At 50.0% G+C, this 20222-nt stretch carries 17 protein-coding genes; 8 read left to right on the forward strand and 9 right to left on the reverse strand.

Annotation, left to right across the window (positions count from 1 at the left end):
* Positions 1-87: 87 nt before the first annotated feature.
* The 3 genes from H6570_15805 to H6570_15815 all read right to left on the reverse strand — a co-directional run bounded on the left by H6570_15805 (position 88) and on the right by H6570_15815 (position 3829).
* Positions 88-3021 (reverse strand): DNA polymerase III subunit alpha, encoded by a 2934-nt coding sequence (locus H6570_15805; protein ID MCB9320749.1) that lies wholly within the window; start codon positions 3019-3021, stop codon positions 88-90.
* A gap of 126 nt (positions 3022-3147) precedes the next feature.
* Entirely contained in the window at positions 3148-3504 is a 357-nt protein-coding gene (locus tag H6570_15810; GenBank protein MCB9320750.1) for a four helix bundle protein, read from the reverse strand.
* A 19-nt stretch (positions 3505-3523) separates the two neighbouring features.
* Positions 3524-3829 carry a hypothetical protein gene (locus H6570_15815; GenBank protein ID MCB9320751.1) on the reverse strand — a complete coding sequence of 102 codons (306 nt, stop codon included), beginning with the start codon at positions 3827-3829 and terminating at the stop codon, positions 3524-3526.
* 592 nt (positions 3830-4421) lie between these two features.
* On the opposite strand from H6570_15815, the gene H6570_15820 reads away from it, so the two are divergent.
* Both H6570_15820 and H6570_15825 read left to right on the forward strand, forming a co-directional pair.
* Positions 4422-4745, forward strand: coding sequence for a transposase (locus H6570_15820; protein MCB9320752.1), 324 nt, complete (start codon positions 4422-4424; stop codon positions 4743-4745).
* Positions 4745-5728, forward strand: a complete 984-nt coding sequence (locus H6570_15825) for a DDE-type integrase/transposase/recombinase (GenBank protein ID MCB9320753.1) — start codon at positions 4745-4747, stop codon at positions 5726-5728. Before H6570_15820 ends, H6570_15825 begins: the two co-directional genes overlap by 1 nt.
* Positions 5729-5993: 265 nt before the next feature.
* Here the strand turns inward: H6570_15825 and H6570_15830 are convergent, their stop codons facing one another.
* The gene (locus tag H6570_15830; protein ID MCB9320754.1) at positions 5994-7532 is read right to left on the reverse strand and encodes an arylsulfatase; all 1539 of its coding nucleotides are present in this window, start codon (positions 7530-7532) and stop codon (positions 5994-5996) included.
* A gap of 291 nt (positions 7533-7823) precedes the next feature.
* Here H6570_15830 and H6570_15835 point away from each other — a divergent pair, with 291 nt between their 5' ends.
* The 3 genes from H6570_15835 (at position 7824) to H6570_15845 (ending at position 10354) form a co-directional block, all read left to right on the forward strand.
* Positions 7824-8279 (forward strand): CBS domain-containing protein, encoded by a 456-nt coding sequence (locus H6570_15835; GenBank protein ID MCB9320755.1) that lies wholly within the window; start codon positions 7824-7826, stop codon positions 8277-8279.
* Between the two features lie 58 nt (positions 8280-8337).
* Complete coding sequence (locus H6570_15840) at positions 8338-8757, forward strand: CBS domain-containing protein (protein ID MCB9320756.1); 420 nt, start codon at positions 8338-8340, stop codon at positions 8755-8757.
* Positions 8758-9022: 265 nt separating this feature from the next.
* Entirely contained in the window at positions 9023-10354 is a 1332-nt protein-coding gene (locus H6570_15845; protein MCB9320757.1) for a hypothetical protein, read from the forward strand.
* Here the strand turns inward: H6570_15845 and H6570_15850 are convergent.
* Positions 10344-11597, reverse strand: coding sequence for an amidohydrolase family protein (locus H6570_15850; protein MCB9320758.1), 1254 nt, complete (start codon positions 11595-11597; stop codon positions 10344-10346). The two genes, H6570_15845 and H6570_15850, sit on opposite strands and share 11 nt — an antisense overlap.
* Before the next feature lie 109 nt (positions 11598-11706).
* Complete coding sequence (locus H6570_15855; GenBank protein MCB9320759.1) at positions 11707-12939, reverse strand: MFS transporter; 1233 nt, start codon at positions 12937-12939, stop codon at positions 11707-11709.
* A gap of 115 nt (positions 12940-13054) precedes the next feature.
* Here H6570_15855 and H6570_15860 point away from each other — a divergent pair, with 115 nt between their 5' ends.
* Together H6570_15860 and H6570_15865 are read left to right on the forward strand one after the other, a co-directional pair.
* Positions 13055-13870, forward strand: coding sequence for a DUF1080 domain-containing protein (locus H6570_15860; GenBank protein ID MCB9320760.1), 816 nt, complete (start codon positions 13055-13057; stop codon positions 13868-13870).
* 55 nt (positions 13871-13925) lie between these two features.
* Positions 13926-15059 carry a Gfo/Idh/MocA family oxidoreductase gene (locus tag H6570_15865; GenBank protein MCB9320761.1) on the forward strand — a complete coding sequence of 378 codons (1134 nt, stop codon included), beginning with the start codon at positions 13926-13928 and terminating at the stop codon, positions 15057-15059.
* 152 nt (positions 15060-15211) lie between these two features.
* On the opposite strand, the gene H6570_15870 is transcribed toward H6570_15865, so the two are convergent.
* The 3 genes from H6570_15870 to H6570_15880 form a co-directional block, all read right to left on the reverse strand.
* Complete coding sequence (locus tag H6570_15870) at positions 15212-17833, reverse strand: DNA gyrase/topoisomerase IV subunit A (protein ID MCB9320762.1); 2622 nt, start codon at positions 17831-17833, stop codon at positions 15212-15214.
* A gap of 299 nt (positions 17834-18132) precedes the next feature.
* Positions 18133-18621: a DinB family protein gene (locus H6570_15875; GenBank protein MCB9320763.1), complete on the reverse strand. Its 489-nt coding sequence runs from the start codon at positions 18619-18621 to the stop codon at positions 18133-18135.
* Positions 18622-18635: 14 nt separating this feature from the next.
* Positions 18636-19736 carry a tRNA-dihydrouridine synthase gene (locus tag H6570_15880; GenBank protein MCB9320764.1) on the reverse strand — a complete coding sequence of 367 codons (1101 nt, stop codon included), beginning with the start codon at positions 19734-19736 and terminating at the stop codon, positions 18636-18638.
* A gap of 120 nt (positions 19737-19856) precedes the next feature.
* Here H6570_15880 and H6570_15885 point away from each other — a divergent pair, with 120 nt between their 5' ends.
* Complete coding sequence (locus tag H6570_15885) at positions 19857-20174, forward strand: helix-turn-helix transcriptional regulator (protein ID MCB9320765.1); 318 nt, start codon at positions 19857-19859, stop codon at positions 20172-20174.
* Positions 20175-20222: the final 48 nt, after the last annotated feature.

The following is a 20222-nucleotide window of genomic DNA, read 5'->3' on the forward strand; positions in this document are numbered from 1 at the left end:
AAAAAGAAGCGGCATCCGCGGTCACCCTATTTCAGGCATGAACCCCATACCCCACACCCCATACCCCACACCCCACACCCTTTACCCCTAATACCTTTCATCCTTCACCCAGGGCAGCTTTTCCATCTTGACGACATCCATGCTGGGAAAGCCGAAGTCCTCGACGATCTTGCCGGTGATGCGGTAGCAGCCACGACCCTGGAAGGGGTATTGGGCCAGACTGGGCGGGAAGTGGGTGGTGTCGAAAAATTGTCCTTCGCTGTCCAGCCAGGTACCGAAGTTCATTAGCTTGCCATTGACGGTGGTGACGTTTTTACGGGTTACGTAGTAGCCGATCATGGAGACCTCTTTGCCGATGTGGGCGGCCATTTGGGCAGTCTGAATATCGCCCAGGTCAGGCGTCTGCAGCAGGTCGAAAGGAGAGCACAGTGGGAAACCCAGCAATTCGATCTCGTCAAAGGCCTGCTCGAAGCGGGTCTCTGCCAGTTCTGGCAACTGGTAGTCGTCTACCGGTTCTTCGAAAAGCACCCCGGGTTGATGGGCCAGCTCAGGGGCGTAGACGGCATTTTTCTCCCACATCAGCTCGTATTTGTTCATGCCGGTAAAGCGGAAGGCGCCGATGCGGATGAGCAATTCCAGTTGCTCGCGGCCGATATCGATGCGGCGCACAAAATCCTCAAGATGGCGGTAAGGGCCATTTTCCAGCCGTTCTTCCACGATCTGCTGGCCGATGCTGCGTTCCAATGAGTTGATGTGGATGAAGCCCAGATAGACATCTTTGTCGTAGATGGTGGTCAGGTAGGTGGAGTGATTCACCGAAGGTGGTTCGATGTTGGCACCATACATACGGGCTTCGTGGACATACAGCTCGGTGTGATAGAATCCTCCGAAATTATTGATCACGGCCACCATAAACTCCCGGGGGAAGTAGGTCTTCAGGTAGAGGCTCTGGAAGGACTCCACGGCAAAGCTGGCCGAGTGCGCCTTGCAGAACGAATAGCCGCTGAAGCTCTCCACCTGACGCCAGACTTCCTGGGTGAGGCTGTCGGGATAATCGCGGGTTTTGCAATTGCGGAAAAATTTTTCCTGCAGTCGCCGGAAGGTATCGGAGGTTTTTTTCTTGCCGGTCATGATGCGGCGCAAGACGTCCGACTCGTCCAGGTCCAGGCCAGCGAAGTGGTGTACGATCTTCATCACATCTTCCTGGTAGACCATGACGCCAAAGGTCTCTCCCAGGTGTTCTTCGAAGACGGGGTGCAGGTACTGGGTGGTGTCCGGCTCATGAAAGCGTTTGATGTATTCACGCATCATCCCGGATTTAGCTACGCCGGGGCGAATGATGGAGCTGGCGGCGACGAGATGCACGTAATTGTCGCATTGCAGCTTGGTGAGTAGTCCCCGCATGGCCGGTGACTCGATGTAAAAGCAGCCGATGCAGTGGCCGGAACGCAGCTGGGCGCGCACTTTTTGATCTTCCTTGATGGCGGCGACGTCGTGGATATCGACGATCTGTCCCTGGTTGTGGCGGATGAATTCGACGGCATCCTTGATATGTCCGAGGCCGCGCTGACTGAGGATATCGTACTTGTGGTAGCCCCGGTCTTCGGCGCCATACATGTCGAAGTGTGTGATGGGAAAGCCCTTGGGCATTAACTGCAGGGCGGTGTGGTAGAAGAGGGGCTGCTCGCTGATCAGGATGCCTCCGGCGTGGATGGACAGGTAGTTGGGAAAACCCTCGATGCGCTTGCCATATTTAAAGATGTAGCGGGCGAAAGGGTGGTGTTTGTGAGAGGCCAGCGGCTGTTCGACGATGGTATCGATGTCGGCCTTGGGCAGGCCGAACACCTTGCCCAGTTCGCGGATGATGGACTTGCCCTTGAAGGTGTTGTAGGTGGCCAGCAGGGCGGTATGTTCACGGCCATAGCGCTTGAAGATGTAGTCGGTGACGTCATCGCGTTCGTCCCAGCTGAAATCGATGTCAAAGTCTGGTGGCGAGCTGCGGTGGGGGTTGATGAAGCGCTCGAAGTACAGGTCCAGCTCCAGCGGGTCTACATCCGTGATGTAGAGGCAGTAGGCGACGATCGAGTTGGCGCCGCTGCCCCGCCCCACGTGGTGGTAGCCGGCGGAGTGGGCGTAGCGGATGATGTCCCAGGTGATGAGGAAGTAAGAGGCAAAGCCCAGCTGAAAGATCACTTTGAGTTCTTTTTGGGTACGTTCCTGAGCTTGCCGGTGGTGAGCGCCATAGCGGCGTTCGCAGCCGTTGAGAGCCAGCTTGGTGAGCAGTTTCTGGTCGCCACCGGCCTGTCCGGTGAAGGTGCGCCGGTTATGCTGGTGGCTGCAGGTCATGTCGATGGAGCAGGCCTCCAGCATTTGTTCGGTGTTGGCGATGACCTGGGGATATTGCTGGAAGGTCATGCGCAGCGTGTCCGGCGTGAGCCATACTTCTGTGGCGGGGGCATGATCTTTCGGAGTTAGTTTTCCCAGGACGATGTTGAGGTCAATGCAACGCAGCAGTTTGTGGGTGCGGAAACCGTCCTCGTCGGTGAAGGTGACGGGATGAAAGACGACCAGTTTGTCCGGATGCCGGGAGGTGTCGGAACGGTAGAGTTTGTTGACCTCTTCGGGACGTACACCGAGGTATTCGTAGTCGTAGAAGTCGGCGAGGGGCTTGACCAGACGGCGGTAGATGATGAAGACGTCCTTCATGGGTGGCATGACCTGGGGTAGCGGCTTGTCTTCCAGCGAGTGCTCGCTGAGGAAGGCACAGAGGTTGTGCCATCCCTCTTCATTACGGGCCAGGCCTGCATAAAGGAATTGATGATCGCGACGGAATTCGATACCGGCTACCGGCTTGATGTCATGTTTTTTGCATGCGGCGATGAACTCAAAAGTGCAGGAAGTATTGTTGATGTCGGTCAGTGCCATGACGGTCACCCCCTGGGCGGCGGCGGTGGCGGCCAGATCCTCCGGCGACAGGGTGCCGTAGCGGAGGGAATAATAGGTGTGGCAATTGACATACACGTATTACAATGTTGAAGGTTGAATGCTGAGTGTTGAATGGGAGTAAATGCCCTATTCTGCGCTGAACATCTCCATAAGTGTTTGTTCTGCATTTCTAGCAGTTAAAAAGTTTGATAGTGGATGCAATCATCGACCGCTGTTGTTTTGTGCGGTCTTTACGATGGCGGTTAGCAGGTTTATCAGATCATCGGAACTATCCAGTACGGATTGAATGTCAAGTTGAACCAAGTTGCTTTGTTGGAGAAGCCGGAGCCAGTATTGAGTTTCCCTGGCTTCTTTAGACGCTATTGCCATTTTAGTGATGAAATCCTTTTTGGTTTGGGCGGCACCTGCTTCATGGATATTGGCCCCAATGCTGGTTCCGCATTTCAGTAGTTGTTTTGATATAACATATTCCTTATTCCCCTGCATGACTTTGTATAACCCGATGACCTGCAGGGAAAAGGCAAAGCTTTTTTCGAGCACAATGTTTTTCTTTTGCATAACCACCTCCATTCAACATTCAACCCTCAAAATTCAACATTTCCATAAAGGCTTTCCCTTCATCCAATAACCCGGCGGCATGCGGGGTATCTGTCAGATAACCGGTGGTCTCGCGGAGCAACTTGACGGCTTTCATGCGGCGCATCCAGCGCTCAGAAGGCCGGCGTGCGGCCAGGGCCTCCTGAACGGTGGTCTGGATGTGCTGCAGCTGCTCTAGGAGCTTTTGGGATAGGGTGTACTCCTGGTGCTGCGCCAGGTCGTGGCAAAAAGACAATGTATGAAGGGTAAAATGAAAGCTCTTCTCCTGGATGAATTCTGTGTTCATAAGGTTCTATTTTTGATATGTCGGAATATTCGGCATTTAATGGACGAAAAATCCGGCTAATATCAAACATCCTGGTGAATTATGCAAGAGGCTGACGAATTTTAGAGGTAAAAGAGGTAAAAGAAGTGGCAGAGGTATCAAAGGATGTCCATTCGAAGGCATAACGCCCCGATAGCCCCACGGCTTTTAGCATGGAGCATGGAGCATAGAGCATGGAGGTAAAAGGTAAAAAAAGGTATCAGAAGTATCAGAGGTATCAGAAGTGGCAGAAGTGGCAGAAGTAAAAGAGGTGACAGAGGTATCAAAGGATGTCTCATATCGAAGGCATAACGCCCCGATGGCCCCACGGCTTCAGCCCGGGGACTAGCATGGAGCATAGAGCATAGAGCATAGAGCATGGAGGTAAAAGGTAAAAAAAGGTATCAGAAGTATCAGAAGTATCAGAAGTGGCAGACGTGGAACTCCCTATAACCCCACGGCTTCAGCCCGGGGACTAGCATGGAGCATGGAAGTAAAAGAGGTGGCAGCCTGCTGACCCCCTAAATAGATGGAGAAAATGCGCTTAATTTTATAACCATAAAAAAGAGTGCAAATGACTCGTCACAGAAGGAGCTTCACGGTAGCTCAGAAATTAGAAATCATACAATACAGCAAGCGACATGGGGTAACACGAGCACGGCGGGAATATGAATTGTCGGATAGTGTGTTACGTCGGTGGATTGACCGTTATGAAAAGGATGGCTCCATCGGACTGGAGAATCGATCACCAGTGGTAAAGACCGATTTAGAAGTTGAGAATGAGCAGTTGAAACGAGAGTTAAAAGCGTATAAAGAGATGCTGGCGGAAAAAGAGCTGGCCTTGCGGATCAAAGAAGAGCTGCTAAAAAAAAGCCAAATACGCTTGAAGAACGATTGATGGTCGCAGAAATGTTCATAGCAGAGGGGCATCCGGTGCGTCTAGTATTGAAGTACACCGGTGTTGCATCGAGTACTTACTACGGCAGGAAAGCACGTAGAAATACGAACGGTAAACGTGGATGTCGGGCATCGGAACACACGATGACCTATTCGGGACAATGGGTCTGGAATGAACAGGTCGTAGAAGACATCAAATGGATCCTGGATCAAGAGTTTGTGGATTATGGATACCGAAAAGTCACGCGATGGCTGCAACAGTCCAGGCATTACATGATCAACGAAAAGAAGGTATACCGTTTGATGAAGGAGCATCAATTGGTCAACAAGAAGAAAAGGCAAGCAAGGCCCAGGGACAGGGAATGGGTCAAGGATCTGTTACCACCATGCCGTATCAGTCTGGAGTATCTGGAAATAGATATCAAATATGGCTATGTCCACGGGCAGCGTCGCAATGGATTAACGGTTACCGTGATCGATGTAGAATCCCGTTGGGTGCTGGGTCATTATATGGCCTGGTCGATTCAGAAGAGAGATATTATTAAACTGTTTGAACAGATCTTTTCGCTGTATTCACTTCCGAAGAAAATCTATGTTCGCAACGATAATGGATCCCAATTTATAGCCGCAGAAGTGCGTCAGTATTTTGCCAACCAGCAGGTCAGTCAAGAATTTATCAAACCAGCTACGCCAGAACAGAATGCTCATATTGAATCGTACCACAGCATCGTAGAAAAACTGATCTGGCAGTCTTATGATTTTGAAGACCTCGGACAGGCTTCACAAACGTATGATCGATTTATCCAGTTTTACAATTATGAGCGTATCCATTCAGGTATTGGATACACTTCTCCGTACCGGTATTTGACGAAAAAGAAGATTGACTTACCGGAAAAAAACTTATTGTTGCGTACCGCTTTGTGTTGTCGAAACTTGTCCTGTGATGTAGCAGGACACCGAACGCTAAGAAGCACATTTGATTGACAATGCCCACTTAAGGTTCCGTTCGGTGGGTTTGGCAATCAAAGGTGCTGATCAAGAATCATTGCTGCCAACTAGTAAATGTCCAAATGTGGACCAACATAAAATTTTCATAAGTGTATCGTCTCCCATTTATATGGGGTTAACCCAGCAGAAGTAAAAGAAGTGGCAGAAGTAAAAGAGGTGACAGAGGTATCAAAGGATGTCCCATATCGAAGGCATAACGCCCCGATAGCCCCACGGCTCCAGCCTGGTGGTGCAACGAGTGTCAGTGGTTCAGGGCCTGTAGCCGGGCAGCCATTTCCCGGACCTTGTCCGGATATTGATCTGCAACATTAAGGCGCTCACCGGGGTCTTCGCTCAGATGGTACAGTTGGGGAGAAGCATTAAAACCGGTCTCATTGGCTACCCCCCAGGGCACCATCACGGGACCGTCGTGGGGAGGGATGTATTTCCAGTCGCCTTCGACATAGGTCAATACCTGCTGGATAGCTTCCTGGATCAGCTGGATACGGCCGGTAGTCGAGTCACCCAGCAGTGCAGGCAGCTGATCTTCGCTGTCGGTAGCCTGATCATCAGGAACCACAGTGCCTGTCAGGGCAGCCATTGATCGCACCAGATCTACCTGGCTCATTAGAGCATCCGATGTCTGGCCAACCGGGATACGCCCCGGCCAGGAGGCAATGAAAGGGATGCGGGTACCGGCTTCGAGCGCACTGTATTTGCCGCCACGCAATCCGCCACGGGGCTGATGGTCTCCCAGCAACGCATCGGATTGATCCTGATAGCCATCGTCGGTTACCGGTCCGTTGTCGCTGCTGAAGAGGATCAGCGTTTGGTCCAGGATCTCGTATTGCTCCAGGGCTGACCGGACCTGCCCCACCATCCAGTCGAGTTCGGCAATGGCATCGCCTCGTGGACCCATACCCGAGGTGCCGGCAAAACGCTCATTGGGGGTGCGTGGAACGTGAACATCGATGGTGGAGAGAAAAAGGAAGAAAGGATGGGTGTGGTTGGCACGGATAAATTGGAGTGACTTGGATACCAGCGTGTCGCCGATGTCTTCATCACGCCATAAGGCATCCTGTCCACCCGTCATGTAGCCGATGCGGCTGATGCCATTGACGATGGTTTGATCATGCCCGTGGGAAGGGTGCATGCGGAGCAGTTCCGGATGCTCTTTTCCGGTGGGCTGCTCGCCGATCCGTTCCCGGTAGCTGACGCGGATCGGATCGCGGGGATCAAGTCCTACCACTCCATGATCTTCAACAAAGACACAAGGCACCCGGTCATTGGTGGCTGGTATAAGAAAAGCGTAGTCAAAGCCCAGCTCCAGCGGACCGGGGCGGATGATGCCATTCCAGTCCGGACCTTCAGGTCCGCCGAGGCCCAGGTGCCATTTCCCGACAACCCCTGTCCGATAACCCGCCTGGTGAAATACATCCGCCAGGGTAAAGTAAGTGGTGTCGATGAGCAAGGAAGCGTCACCCGGCGCTACACCGGTTCCTGGTGTTCGGAAAGCATAGCGTCCTGTCAGCATGGAGTAGCGTGAAGGTGTACAGGTAGCCGAACTGGCATAGGCACGGGTAAAACGTAAGCCCTGACGTGCGAGCAAATCAATATTGGGTGTCGCCACACCCGTACCACCATAACAACCTACATCGCCATAACCTAGGTCATCGGCATAGATCAGGATAACATTCGGAGCTTTGGTAAGTCCGGCCGCTTCCGTCTGACCCAAGGGACCACAGGATGAAAAAGGAATGATCAGACAGACCCATAATATTGCTGTTGCAAGCTGCTTCATCCGTTCACATTTAGACTTTTTACCCGGCCTAAGATACCAGTTAAAGCCGAATGAGGCTATTGGGATCCTACTTTGGTTCAAGGAGTTCCTCTTGACATTGATGCTCATTTTCTGGATATTGGAAGGTAGTCAGCGGCAACTGATGACACGATCGGGTGCTGAAAGTCTCCATTCACATAGGTGAAATACGCTAAAAGCGGTTGCGTTATGACCCAGGTTTGCCGATTTATTGATCGTCATCATTTAGCCTTGGGAAGGACTTGAATAACTTAGGAATACAAAATTTGCGTTATGAATCCACAAACTCCTGTAGCTGCAATCATGACCACGAATCTGATTACCGTCCATATGGATGACAGGTATTCGAAAGTCGAAGATGTATTCCTTTCCCATAACATTCATCATATACCGGTCGTGGATCAGGGAAATAAGCTGGTTGGCATTGTCAGCCAAACAGATATGCATAAATTGCTCGATAAGCTAACCAGTAAAACATCGGGCAAGTCGTACAATGAAAAGTTGCTTTCTTCGATGCAGATCGGAGAGTTCATGACCCTGAACCCGCTGGTCATTGAGCCGGAAGATACCATCGGCCTGGCGGCTGACATCATATTGTCCAATAAACTACACGCATTACCGGTTGTGGATGACGGGACACTGGTAGGATTGATCACCAATCATGACTTGCTGGCTTTTGCCTTTGCCGAGTCGACGACGTTCAGTAACGAAGAGTATTCAGAAACCTAATGTCCAAAATTTAAAACCAGTTTGAACTATGGTCGCCAACGTGAAAATATCCGAAATCATGACAAGCAAGGTCATCGCGGTACACCCCGATGACGTGATGGACAAAGTAGGTGAGATTTTTCGTGCCAATCACATCCATCATTTGCCGGTTATCGATCAAAAGAATCAGGTCGTAGGGATTGTGAGTAAAGACGATTACAATTTGCTGTGCGATCACTTTACGCTCTTTCGCCGCGAATACGAAGAGGTCCTGAATAAGAAATTTCTAGCCTCATTATTGGTGAAGGAAGTGATGACCAAGCAGGTCATGACCCTGCACTTCGAAGACCCCATTTCCCTGGCAGTGGGTATATTTCGAGAAAACTTATTCCGGGCGATTCCGATCATTGATGATGACAGAGCATTGTGCGGTATCCTGACGACGTATGATTTGCTTACCTATGCTTTCAGCGAGCCACTTATGCAGATTCACTCCTGATTATCAGGGTGTTTCGCAATGATCAATTGTTCCGGAGTAATCTCAGAGAATATTCCATAAAGGCATGTTTATATTCCGTGATACTGCAAATACCTGCTGAATGCACCGGTAAAACGTAGATAACATGGTGTTTTTATGGCGGGACAGTCCAGGGTTATCTCCGGGATAAAGGTTGAATCTATACGACCCATTTTCCTTCATGCAGACTAAATTCACAAATCGAAATCAGCGATATATCTTATCTTGATTGCATACATTCGCCTTGATGGAGCAATCCGGAAGACAATTGTTATGGTATACGATGGCCCTACTCCTGCTCGTGGGAGTTTTTGGAGAAGTATATCTGCTGACCACCAGTAGAAACCAGTGGGGGCAGGATACTTCCTCACTGGTCTTTTTCCTGGCCTCATTAATGGTGGGTGTTGTCTTGCTGGTTCTTTCCTTTATGCCGGCACCTGCTGCCCGTACTCCCCGGAAGTATCGCCCTGGTTGGGTAAGTATCGCGGCCTGGGTATTTGTGGTCGTATTGCTCGCATTACCGGTTATCCAGGGGGCGTGGCATAAGTTTCCGGTCGATTATACAGATCCTTCCCAATCCGATATCATACCGCAGGTATATGTTTTGGTTGACCGGTTCTGGCATGGTATCAATCCCTATCTGGTAATCAACGAATGGGGTTATGATCTTTCGCCAACGTACCTGCCAATGACCTGGTTGCCCTTTTCGATACCTTATGCTTTAAGCCTTGATTTCCGGATGTATGCATTTGGATTATTCCTTATTGCGGTGGTGGTGAGCATCAAATACTGGCAACCTGGCTGGATTGGCATTTTTGTGGGGTGCGCCTACTTATTTCTTTGGTTGCGCATGGTCGCCATATACGACGATATCGTCTATGGGGTCACCGTCGAATGGATGATTGCCGGATTTTATCTGCTATTCCTGGCATCGTGGCGTTCCCGGTCGGTATGGTTTCAGGCTCTGGCCCTCTCGGCTTGTCTTTTGTCGAGGTATGCATTGGTGTTCTGGTTGCCCATGTTTGCCTTGTATCTGTGGAATTTACGCAATCGCAGACATGTCCTCAAGGGGATAGCCATCGTAGCAGGTGCCGTATTGGTGATGTATGTTTTGCCTTTCTGGCTGCGGGATCCGGGCGGGTTCACCCGGGGTCTGGCCCATCACCAGCGAGCCGCCCTGGCGGAATGGCACGGTCAGCCCTGGCAGGACGATATGAATAAACCGTACACCCTGTACAAAGGTGTCGGCATGGCCAATCGTTTTTTCGAATTATCGGATTTGCCGGAAGAAGCACGTCTGAAGCGTCTGCAACAAACCCAGGTAGCACTATTACTGGGATGGGTAGCCCTGTCAATGGTCTTCTATTGGCGCATGGTTCGCAAAATGATCCACCCCACGTATTTTGTCTGGGGGAGTTTCAAGATCTACCTGGCCTTATTCTACCATTTTTTACAGCTTCCTTACACCTATTTGTTTGTGGTGTTGCTGGCCATCAATATACCCATACTGGTACGGATTTTCCGGGACCGCGGCATTGTTGACCAGGTGACAATGCCCGCTCCGGCGCCTACGGTTTGAGGATCCACTGTCCATCCAGCATCACACCTTTGATTTGGTGTAATTGGTGAATATCCTGGGCCGGATTTCCCTGCACCAGGACGATATCGGCGAGATACTCAGGTCTTAACGCACCGAGTTCCGGCATATCCAGCCAGTAGGCGTTGCCTTCGGTAACCGACCGTAACACATCCATCGGAGCCATACCATACTCTACCATCAGGTCCAGCTCACGGGCATTGTCACCGTGACTGAATACGCCCACATCACCACCGGCAACAATGGGGACTCCCATGTTCAGTGCGAGCTGAAATCCGGCCCGCTTGCGGTCAATGCGTTCTGGGGTGGGATCGGTACCTTTTTTCCAACCCCGGTATTCGAGGATGGCTTCCGGAGCAGCCAGCGTAGGGCAAAGTGCCACCTGGTGGTCGAGCATGGCCTGGAGTACTTCACGGTCTGCGTCATCGCCATGTTCTATGGTCCGTACACCGGCACGGATAGCCCGCAACATACCTTCTTTGGTGGAAGCATGCGCTACGACATACCGTCCGGCGCTGTGGGCAGTTTCAACAATCGTCCGCAGTTCTTCCTCACTGAAGGTAGGCATTGCTTCGCCATTTCTTCCCCACCGGTAGTCGGCATAAACCTTGATGACATCGACGCCATGACCGATTTCAGTGCGTACTTCGCGGATGAGGTTTTCACCATCGACCTCCACAGCTCCCTGGGGAACATCAACCTGGTCCTGGAATCCTTTCGGGCCATAACTGCCGGTGGCTACCATGGCCGGGCCGGCGCATACCATGCGTGGCCCTGTGATCACCTTTTTTTCGATGGCTTGTTTCAGCCCAATGTCCGCATATCCTGCCCCTTCAGTGCCTAAGTCGCGGACGGTGGTGAATCCTGCTTCCACGGTCTTCCGGGCATGCACAGTAGCCCGTGCTATCCGCTCTGCCATGGATTCACGCAGTACCTGATCATTCCATGAAGTTTCATTGTAAGGATGTAATAACAGGTGGCTGTGTCCTTCGATCATCCCCGGCATGACAGTGGCCTGGCCTCCATCGATCACCGTTTGACCCGGACGCTGCAGTTCTCCAACCGGACCTACCGCCAGGATGCGATTACCCTGCACAGTAACTGCCCATCCCTGATGCATCTCATGGCCATCAAATACCTGTTCTGCAGTGATCAGAAAGACGGGTTCCTGTGCTGTCAGGATAACACAAAGCGCCAGAAATGCCCACGTCAATAGCTTTTTCATCTTCGTAAGTTTGATCCGAAGGTAGTTAACCTAAAAAAGTCCAGCCATTCCTGGAAAAAGAATTTGCTGGACTTTGAAGGATTATAGTTTCCATACGGGAATCCGCTGGTTATCCGGCAGCTCCTGCTGGTTCCCGTCTGCGCATCCACATGTACAGGATGATAAACAGGACAATCAGGACGCCCGGGAAGAATACCATTTTGCCCAGGGTGGCTTGTCCGGCTACCAGTTCGAGTTCATCTCCGGTTAGTCCGGTATTTGCTGCGATCACCCGCTCGGAATCGATCCAGCTTCCGATGATCGGCTGCCAGATGGAGGTAGAAAACATTCCTACTGCACCGATGATGGACATGCCCAGGGCTCCACTCTGCGGGATCTTGGCGGCAACGAATCCGATCATATTCGGCCAGAAATAGGCAATACCCATCGCATAGATGATGGCTGCCAAATAGGCCATGCTTCCGGTCTGGGTGCTTAACAGATACACGCCGATGGTAGCCAGTACGGCAGAGCCCAGGAGGACTCCGGTGACATCCAGCCGGTGTACGGCTTCACCGCCAAAGAAACGGAATACAGCCATCAGCCCGGTAACAAGAGCCAGGATCAGCATCGGTTGTGCACCGCTCTTGGCCAGGATCAGGCCACTCCACTGCTGAGGACCGAATTCGGAAATGGCGGTCAATGACATACAGACAAACATAAAGAGGAATAGCGGAGTGATCATCGCTTTCAGGTTCTCCATCAATGGGGTAGATGCAGCCTCCGCCTTCGGGAAAGTCTGACCCCAGAACAGATACGCATACAGTAAAGTAGGGATCAGGATGATCCAGATCTGAGACTGCCAGCTCATGCCGGCAGTGGTCATGAATTGCGATACCAAACTTCCAATGACGATACCTCCCGGAAACCACATGTGGAAGCGGTTAAGCATTTTGCTCATTTTAACGCCCGAGTACATGTCTGCGATCATGGGATTGCAGGCTGCTTCCGTACATCCGTTACCCAATCCGATCAAAAAGGTAGATATCAGCAGACCGGAATAACTTCCGGAATATATGGTCATAATGATTCCAATGGCATGGGCAAAGAAGGCAAACTGCATGATCCGCTTGGGACCAACAGAGTGGTAAACCAGACCTCCAACGACCATCGAAATGGGAAATCCAAAAAACCACATCGAGTTGATGAAACCAAGTTGTTCAGCCGTCAGGTTAAGCTCTTCACCCAGCTGGGGAAGGATACCGGCACGGATACTAAACGAAAATGCAGTCGTGATCAGGGCCAGGCAAGATCCCAGGAATAGACGCATCTTGGTTTTTTCGGAAATAGTTGATTCGCTCATAAGAAGATTGTTTTTCGTTTTGTTTAATTACCTAAGGAAAAGCTTGAGGAAATTCGAATAAATATAAAAATACATGGCTATTTCTTAATTAAATAAACTTTATTTTGGTGCCCTCATGATGACATTTCACACACGATTAGAAGCCCTGTATCCACTCATCCTTTTGTTTTTGATGGCTGCTTTATGGACAGCTTGCGGAACAAGTGAGCAGTCCGGAGGGGAAGAACTTGGTTCTGAAAATGAAGTACCCACCATGGCAGATGCAGGTTGGACCCCGACACCGGAAGAGCAGGAAGCAGGGTGGATTGCATTGTTCAATGGAGAAGACTTGAACAGCTGGAAAGGTTTTGGTGTGGATACGATCCCTTCGGGCTGGGTTGCAGAACATGGCATGTTGGTTCTGCGTGCTCCCGATGAGCTCATGGGGGGAATGAGGGGCGACCTGATCTCCCGCGATACGTTCAGCAATTTTGAGTTTTCATTGGAGGCCATGTTATCGGATTCGGCCAACAGTGGAATTTTTATCCGCGTACCGGATGACGCCTCCCGTCTGATGTGGCAATGGTCTCCGGAGATGCAACTGATCGACGATGTGGTTTATAATTCGTGGCTGGGTGAGGACCAGATGATGAAACATCATTCCGGCGATTGTTACGATCTCTATGAGGCCGAACCAGGACTGGCAAGTAGTATCGGGTCGTGGAATAGTATCCGGATCCTGGCGCTGGGATCCCATATCCAATATTGGTTAAATGGACGACTTGCCGTATCTTTCGATATGGCATCGGCGGACTGGAAAAAGCGGGTAGCCCGATCGAAATTTGCTCCATTTCCGCAATTCGCAAAAACCGGGACCGGACACATCGGACTCCAGGATCATGAACACGCTATGCGCTTCAGAAATCTGATGATCAGACGTATTTCCGAATAATAAACCCAATTACCTGGGTTAAAAAACCATTAGCAGGATGAAAAGAAAAGTAAGAATGGGGATGGTAGGTGGAGGCCGGGGAGCCTTCATAGGTGCTGTTCACCGTATGGCAGCTGCTCTGGATGGGCAAATTGAATTGGTCTGCGGCGCTTTCAGCGGAGACCCGGCGAAATCAAAAGCTTCCGGGGAAGACCTGATGATTCCCGCCGACCGGGTCTATGCATCGTATGCTGAAATGATCGAAAAAGAAAAGCAACTTCCGGCCGATGTACGGATGGATTTCATTTCCATCGTGACGCCAAATCACGTGCACTTTGGTCCCGCCAAGATGGCACTGGAAAATGGATTCCACGTTGTCTGTGATAAGCCACTGGCTTTTAATATGGAGGAGGCTCTGGAGCTGGAATCGCTGGTAAAGAAGACCGGATTGCTTTTTGCATTGACCCATAATTATACCGGATATCCGATGGTCAAACAGGCCCGGGATATGATCCGTGCAGGAAAATTGGGTAAGATCCGCAAGGTGGTGGTCGAATATCCGCAGGGCTGGCTGGCTACCAAAGTGGAGGATACGGACTCAAAACAGGCATCCTGGCGTACCGACCCTAAACGCAGTGGCGTAGCAGGATGTATGGGTGACATCGGCACCCACGCCGAAAACCTGGCGGAATTTATTACGGGACTGAAGATCAAGAAACTCTGCGCCGACCTCACCGCATTTGTCGACGGACGTCTGCTGGATGATGACGGTAATGTGCTGATTCATTTCGATAATGGCGCCAAAGGCATCCTTTTTGCCAGCCAGATCTCGGTGGGAGAAGAGAATAACCTCCGCATTCGTGTTTACGGAGAGAAGGGTGGAATGGAATGGGCGCAGCAGGAACCCAATACGTTGTGGTTGAAATGGCCGGATCGTCCTGTGGAGATGATGCGCACCGGTGTGGGAACCCTGTCGGCGGCAGCACAAGCCCATACCAGGATCCCGGCCGGACACCCGGAAGGCTACCTGGAGGCATTTGCCAATATTTACCGCAACTTTGCTTATTGCCTGCAGGCAAGAATCGCCGGAGAAACGGTAGATCCGGTCTACCAGGACTTTCCGACGGCATCGGATGGCGTACGGGGCATGTTATTCATCAACCGCGTCGTTGAATCCAGCCAGGCCGGAGCGGTGTGGACGGAATTTTAGCGCGTTAATAGGTTAATGAGTTAATGAGTTAATGAATTCCAAGGTGTTCGTTTAACCTTTGACGAATCCCTGAAAAATAAAAAGAGGCTGTCGGTCATCCCGGCAGCCTCTTGATTTATTGCTCTAAGCGTTGACCATAAATGATAAAAACGCTAATTGTCCTGATCGTCATCCAAATCAAAGATCGACTTCTGGTGAGGCACGTCAAACTCGATGGTATCGCCGGCTTTTAGGGAAGCTCCGGGCTCACCCTCTTCGCCATCTTCTTCCTCGGCTTCCAGCTGTTTCACTTCGACCAGCTTGCCGCTCAACAATTTATTCCCCTGTGCTTTCCAGCCTTTGACATCGATGAACTCGTGCAGGATGATGGTTTCCTGCATCTTTTTATTTTTTTCCTTGTAGGTGCAGATCACCGTCGGTTCCGGGTCGGTCGTTGCAAAATAGAGCTGTGATGACCGGTGGTCGGAAATGAACCCAAATTTCTGATTGGCTGAAGAGGTTTCAATCTGGAACCGTTTGACAAAGGTGGTTTCTTTATCCCCATCGTAGTAGATGGCACTGATGACTTCTTCGTGATCAAACTTGCCGATGTGTACGATGTCCTTGGGTACATAGCGGTTGGTCAGTTCGAAATCGGTAAGCTGATACGAACCGTCACGTGTGATCACCAGGATCTGATCTCCGGTATCAAATGCGCCCAGGTACAGGCCGCGTTCATCTTTATTCAGGTTGCCGCTGACCTCATCCATCCATAACTTCTGGGCTCCAAGGGTGGATTTACCCACTTCCATCTGAGTGATCTTCCGCACCGGGTATTTGGTCATAATGTTCCCCTGTGAAGTCCTTCCCTTGATGTCCAGGGTGGCAAAATCGAATTCAAAATTTTTGATTTTGGCCTTGCAACCCGATGAAAGCTGAACATTGATGACCTCCGATTCGCCATTCGGGTTGGCAGTTAAGTAGAGCACTTTTGAGCCTGGTGTTCCCTTGGTCAGGTCGTAGGGTTTATCCCGCGTGATCGCGGTCACCTGGAATCGCTTTACCATAGAACGACCGGTTTTGCCATCCAGGTACACCAGATTATACGTGGTGCGGTCGTCACCTTTCTGCCACACGGCCACATGGAGGATATCCTTACCGACGAAGACTTTGTCGGCAATGCGGCTCACCTGGAAGTTACCATCTTTTCGGATGACGATGATGTCGTCAATGTCCGAGCAGTCCGTGACAAATTCATCGTTTTTCATACCATAACCGATGAATCCTTCTTTGTGGTTGACATACAGTTTGGCATTGTTCGCGATCACCTGCGTGGCCTGGATCGAATCGAACGAAGTGATCTCGGTACGTCTTTCTCTTCCCGCGCCGTATTTCTCCAGCAGGCTTTTGAAATAGTCAATGGCGTATTCGGTGAGGTGGGCGAGGTGGAACAGGGTTTGTTCAAGATCCTCCTCGATCTGACGGATGATCTCATCGGCTTTGAAGGTGTTGTATTTTGAGATGCGTTTGATCTTGATCTCGGTCAGCCGGATGATGTCTTCCTGGGTCACATCCCGGACCAGCCGAAGCCGCTTGTCGTTGGGCATTGCCTTCATGCCAGGGGTGACAATGTATTTTTTCAGTTCTTCAGCGATGGTCTCGATGACTTCTTCAAAAGACTCGCATTCCTCTATTTCGCGGTAGATACGGTTCTCGATGAAGATCTTTTCCAGACTGGCAAGGTGCCATTTCTCTTCGAGTTCTCCTTTTTTAATCTCCAATTCCCTGCGCAGGAGCTCTTTGGTGTTTCCGGTCGAGATGTGCAGCATTTCCTCGACGGTGAGAAAATGAGGTTTGTTGTCGATGATGACACAGGCATTCGGTGATATGCTTACCTCACAATCGGTGAAGGCATACAGGGCGCCGATGGTTACGTCCGGCGAGGTGCCAGGCACCAGTTCGATGAGGACTTCCACATCTTTGGCGGTGTTGTCAATGACTTTTTTGATCTTGATCTTCCCTTTGTCATTGGCTTTCAGAATGCTGTCGATTAACTGAGTGGTGGTGACCCCGTAGGGCAGTTCTTTGACCACGAGGTTCTTCTTGTCCTGGATCTCTATCTTAGACCGTACGCGGACTTTGCCGCCACGCTTTCCGCCGCCATATAGTTCGACGTCGATCTGCCCTCCGGTCTGGAAATCGGGGTAAAGGGTTACTTTCCTGCCTTTTAAGACATCGATGGATGCTTTGATCAGCTCAATGAAATTGTGTGGCAGGATCTTGGTGGACAGTCCGACGGCGATACCATCCACACCCTGTGCCAGGACCAGTGGAAATTTCACTGGCAGGTTGATGGGCTCTTTGCGACGTCCGTCGTATGAAAGCTGCCATTCGGTAGTCTGCGGGTTGAAAAGTACCTCAAGGGCAAACTTGGTGAGACGCGCTTCGATGTACCGTGGCGCAGCTGCCGAATCGCCGGTGCGGATATCACCCCAGTTGCCCTGGGTTTCGATCAGTAGTTCTTTCTGACCCAGATTGACCAGTGCATCGCCGATGGCGGCATCCCCGTGAGGGTGGTACTGCATGGTGTGCCCGATGATATTGGCCACCTTATGAAAGCGACCGTCATCCATTTCCCGCATGCTATGCAATATGCGGCGCTGTACAGGCTTCAGACCATCTTCGATGGCCGGCACCGCACGTTCCAGGATTACATAGGATGCATAGTCCAGGAAGTAATCCTCGTACATGCCTTTTAGCGAGGTGATCTGGGCTTCAGGATCTTTTGGACTCATGTATTATATAAATATTATATGCATTAACAACTGAAAACGTAAAGTTAATAAATGCATATATGGTTTAATAACAGAATTGACAGCAATTTTTACCGGCTGATTTACGCCGCGAATGTACAATTTATGAGGTATAAACGATAGCGATGAATTGTGGGTGTCACCTGGTCCATGGATTGGATTGAAGACATTCAAAAATTCCGAAGCGCCTCAAAAATCTTCATAGAGATTTAGCAGACAGAAAAATTAGCAGAAATATCAACAACAAATCAGACCAGAGTGAGAACCAATGATGAATTGGTTTATGATCGAGTCATAACCATCGTCTTTTTATTAAGTAGTTTCCTCAGAATGGATAGTTGGCCAATGTGGAAACTTTCATGAGTGGCGAAATATTGGATAAGCCCTGACAAAGTTTCATCCGGAATGGAAGTTTGAAATGGAGGCCTGGATAGCAATACCTCTTCCGGCAAATTCTGCAGGCTTATTTTAAGTTCGCCTGAAACATTCAACCAATCGGTTTTAATTTGTTCCAGAGATGGATAGTCCGGATCTATCGTGTTGGAAGTTCCTTTTCCAAACTGTTTTTTATACGTTGAATTGACGGGAGTTTTTGTTGTTAGACTCACAATGGTCATTCTGGCGTCGGTCAAATGACCGGCAATCCATTTTACCGGATTCAGATTTTCGGAAAATTGGAAATTGCTCTCTTCCTCGGATATATTTTCCAGTGCATTCAGAAACCAGCTCGTTTGTAATTCGTAAGCTGCTGCTAATGTGTCAATGTTCATGGTTTTCAGGTGTTTTAATGCACAATGTTTAAGCTTCTCAAAGGGGGTGCATTCTTTATATAATCAATAAATGCCTCACTGATGCCAATATCCTGCAGTTGACGGATACTGAATGGCGTTTGATGAGGTAGGGGCTGGTGTTTTTTAAAATAAGCAGGAACCTTTTTATTACCGATAGCAGCACGACCGATCGCGACCACATCCGCACCCAGCTCCATTGCTTTTTGAGCAGCTTCCATGCTGTTTATACTTCCGGACACGATTAATGGAAGTGCCGAAGACAGTTGATCCCGTAAATACGATATGGTAGTTAATTGCGGATATTTATTCGTCCTGACAGCATAGTCCAACTGCGAAGAATGGATGTAGTCAATACCGTCTTGAGCGAGCCAATTGGCAATTTGAATATTTTCATCGATATCCAACCCGGTTTCTATCCCGGCACCTTCAAAACTCAACCGGAAACCGATCAGAAAATCCGCGGAAACAGCATTGCGGCAAGCCCTTGCGACCTCCCTCGAAAATCGTGCTCTGTTCCCGAGATCTCCTCCATATTCGTCGGTTCTTAAATTGGTCATGGTGCTGATAAACTGGGTAAACAGATATCCATTTGCGCCATGAATTTCAACACCATCAAATCCTGCTTTTTCAGCCCGGGCACAGGCCATGGCAAAATCTGCAGCAATTTGATTTATTTGCTGTTGGGATAAGGCAACCGGTGGCACGAAGTCCGGAATCATGGGCAGCAGGTAGCTGCTGGCGCTATGTGGTTTTTCACCGGTCAGCGCTTCATTTGCCCGTGAGCCGGCGTGGCACAACTGGATGATGTTCAGGCTACCATGTTGTTTCATGGTATTCGCAAGGATTGTGAGTCCGGGTATGTATTCGTCGTGGGCGAGACTAAGCTGATTGTAAAATGCAGTGGACGTATCCGATATCGAGGCCGCACAGGAGATGACGATACCGAAGCCGTCCTCCGAAAGCCGGATAAGCCAGTCTGCTTCCTCACGGCTAAGACTACCGTCCGAATGGCTTTGCTGGGTGGTCATGGGGGCCACAGCTAACCGGTTAGCGGATCTTTTACCTCTTTTGAATTTGATCGGAGTGAAAACCATATAGCCGGATTAAAATAGGTTGCGAATGTAGTTCCAATACTTTACTTTTGCAAGTAGTTACATAATTGTATAGTACTTACAAAAAGTAGTGTATTGCTATAAACAGGCACTTTGGCAACCATGAAAAAAACAAAGCTTTCTCAATGTCCGATAACCAGGACCATGGAAATGATCGGTGGCAAATGGTCATTACCGGTTATTTATACCTTAATGAACCAGACCAAACGCTTTAAAGAGCTGGAGCGGAGCATTGAGGGGATTAACACCCGGATGCTGGTCAAAGAGCTCAAACAACTGGAAACAAATGGTATTATTTCCCGAAAAGTTTTTGCAGAAGTGCCACCCCGCGTGGAGTATTCGCTTACTTCAAAAGGACATGCTTTGAAACAAGTGTTGGAAGAAATGAAATCCTGGGGCAAACGTTACGTTGAATTTTAAACCGGTTAACGCCATTTTTCCAGCCATGGATTATCCATTGGTTGATGT

The organism is Lewinellaceae bacterium (genome assembly GCA_020636135.1).
Taxonomy (GTDB): Bacteria; Bacteroidota; Bacteroidia; order Chitinophagales; family Saprospiraceae; genus JAGQXC01.

Coding starts and splice junctions, on each gene's coding strand:
- H6570_15810 (MCB9320750.1), bottom strand. CDS start 3,504: ATGCAAAAGAAAAACATTGTGCTCGAAAAAAGCTTTGCCTTTTCCCTG.
- H6570_15815 (MCB9320751.1), bottom strand. CDS start 3,829: ATGAACACAGAATTCATCCAGGAGAAGAGCTTTCATTTTACCCTTCAT.
- H6570_15820 (MCB9320752.1), top strand. CDS start 4,422: ATGACTCGTCACAGAAGGAGCTTCACGGTAGCTCAGAAATTAGAAATC.
- H6570_15825 (MCB9320753.1), top strand. CDS start 4,745: ATGGTCGCAGAAATGTTCATAGCAGAGGGGCATCCGGTGCGTCTAGTA.
- H6570_15830 (MCB9320754.1), bottom strand. CDS start 7,532: ATGAAGCAGCTTGCAACAGCAATATTATGGGTCTGTCTGATCATTCCT.
- H6570_15835 (MCB9320755.1), top strand. CDS start 7,824: ATGAATCCACAAACTCCTGTAGCTGCAATCATGACCACGAATCTGATT.
- H6570_15840 (MCB9320756.1), top strand. CDS start 8,338: ATGACAAGCAAGGTCATCGCGGTACACCCCGATGACGTGATGGACAAA.
- H6570_15845 (MCB9320757.1), top strand. CDS start 9,023: ATGGAGCAATCCGGAAGACAATTGTTATGGTATACGATGGCCCTACTC.
- H6570_15850 (MCB9320758.1), bottom strand. CDS start 11,597: ATGAAAAAGCTATTGACGTGGGCATTTCTGGCGCTTTGTGTTATCCTG.
- H6570_15855 (MCB9320759.1), bottom strand. CDS start 12,939: ATGAGCGAATCAACTATTTCCGAAAAAACCAAGATGCGTCTATTCCTG.
- H6570_15860 (MCB9320760.1), top strand. CDS start 13,055: ATGATGACATTTCACACACGATTAGAAGCCCTGTATCCACTCATCCTT.
- H6570_15865 (MCB9320761.1), top strand. CDS start 13,926: ATGGGGATGGTAGGTGGAGGCCGGGGAGCCTTCATAGGTGCTGTTCAC.
- H6570_15870 (MCB9320762.1), bottom strand. CDS start 17,833: ATGAGTCCAAAAGATCCTGAAGCCCAGATCACCTCGCTAAAAGGCATG.
- H6570_15875 (MCB9320763.1), bottom strand. CDS start 18,621: ATGAACATTGACACATTAGCAGCAGCTTACGAATTACAAACGAGCTGG.
- H6570_15880 (MCB9320764.1), bottom strand. CDS start 19,736: ATGGTTTTCACTCCGATCAAATTCAAAAGAGGTAAAAGATCCGCTAAC.
- H6570_15885 (MCB9320765.1), top strand. CDS start 19,857: ATGAAAAAAACAAAGCTTTCTCAATGTCCGATAACCAGGACCATGGAA.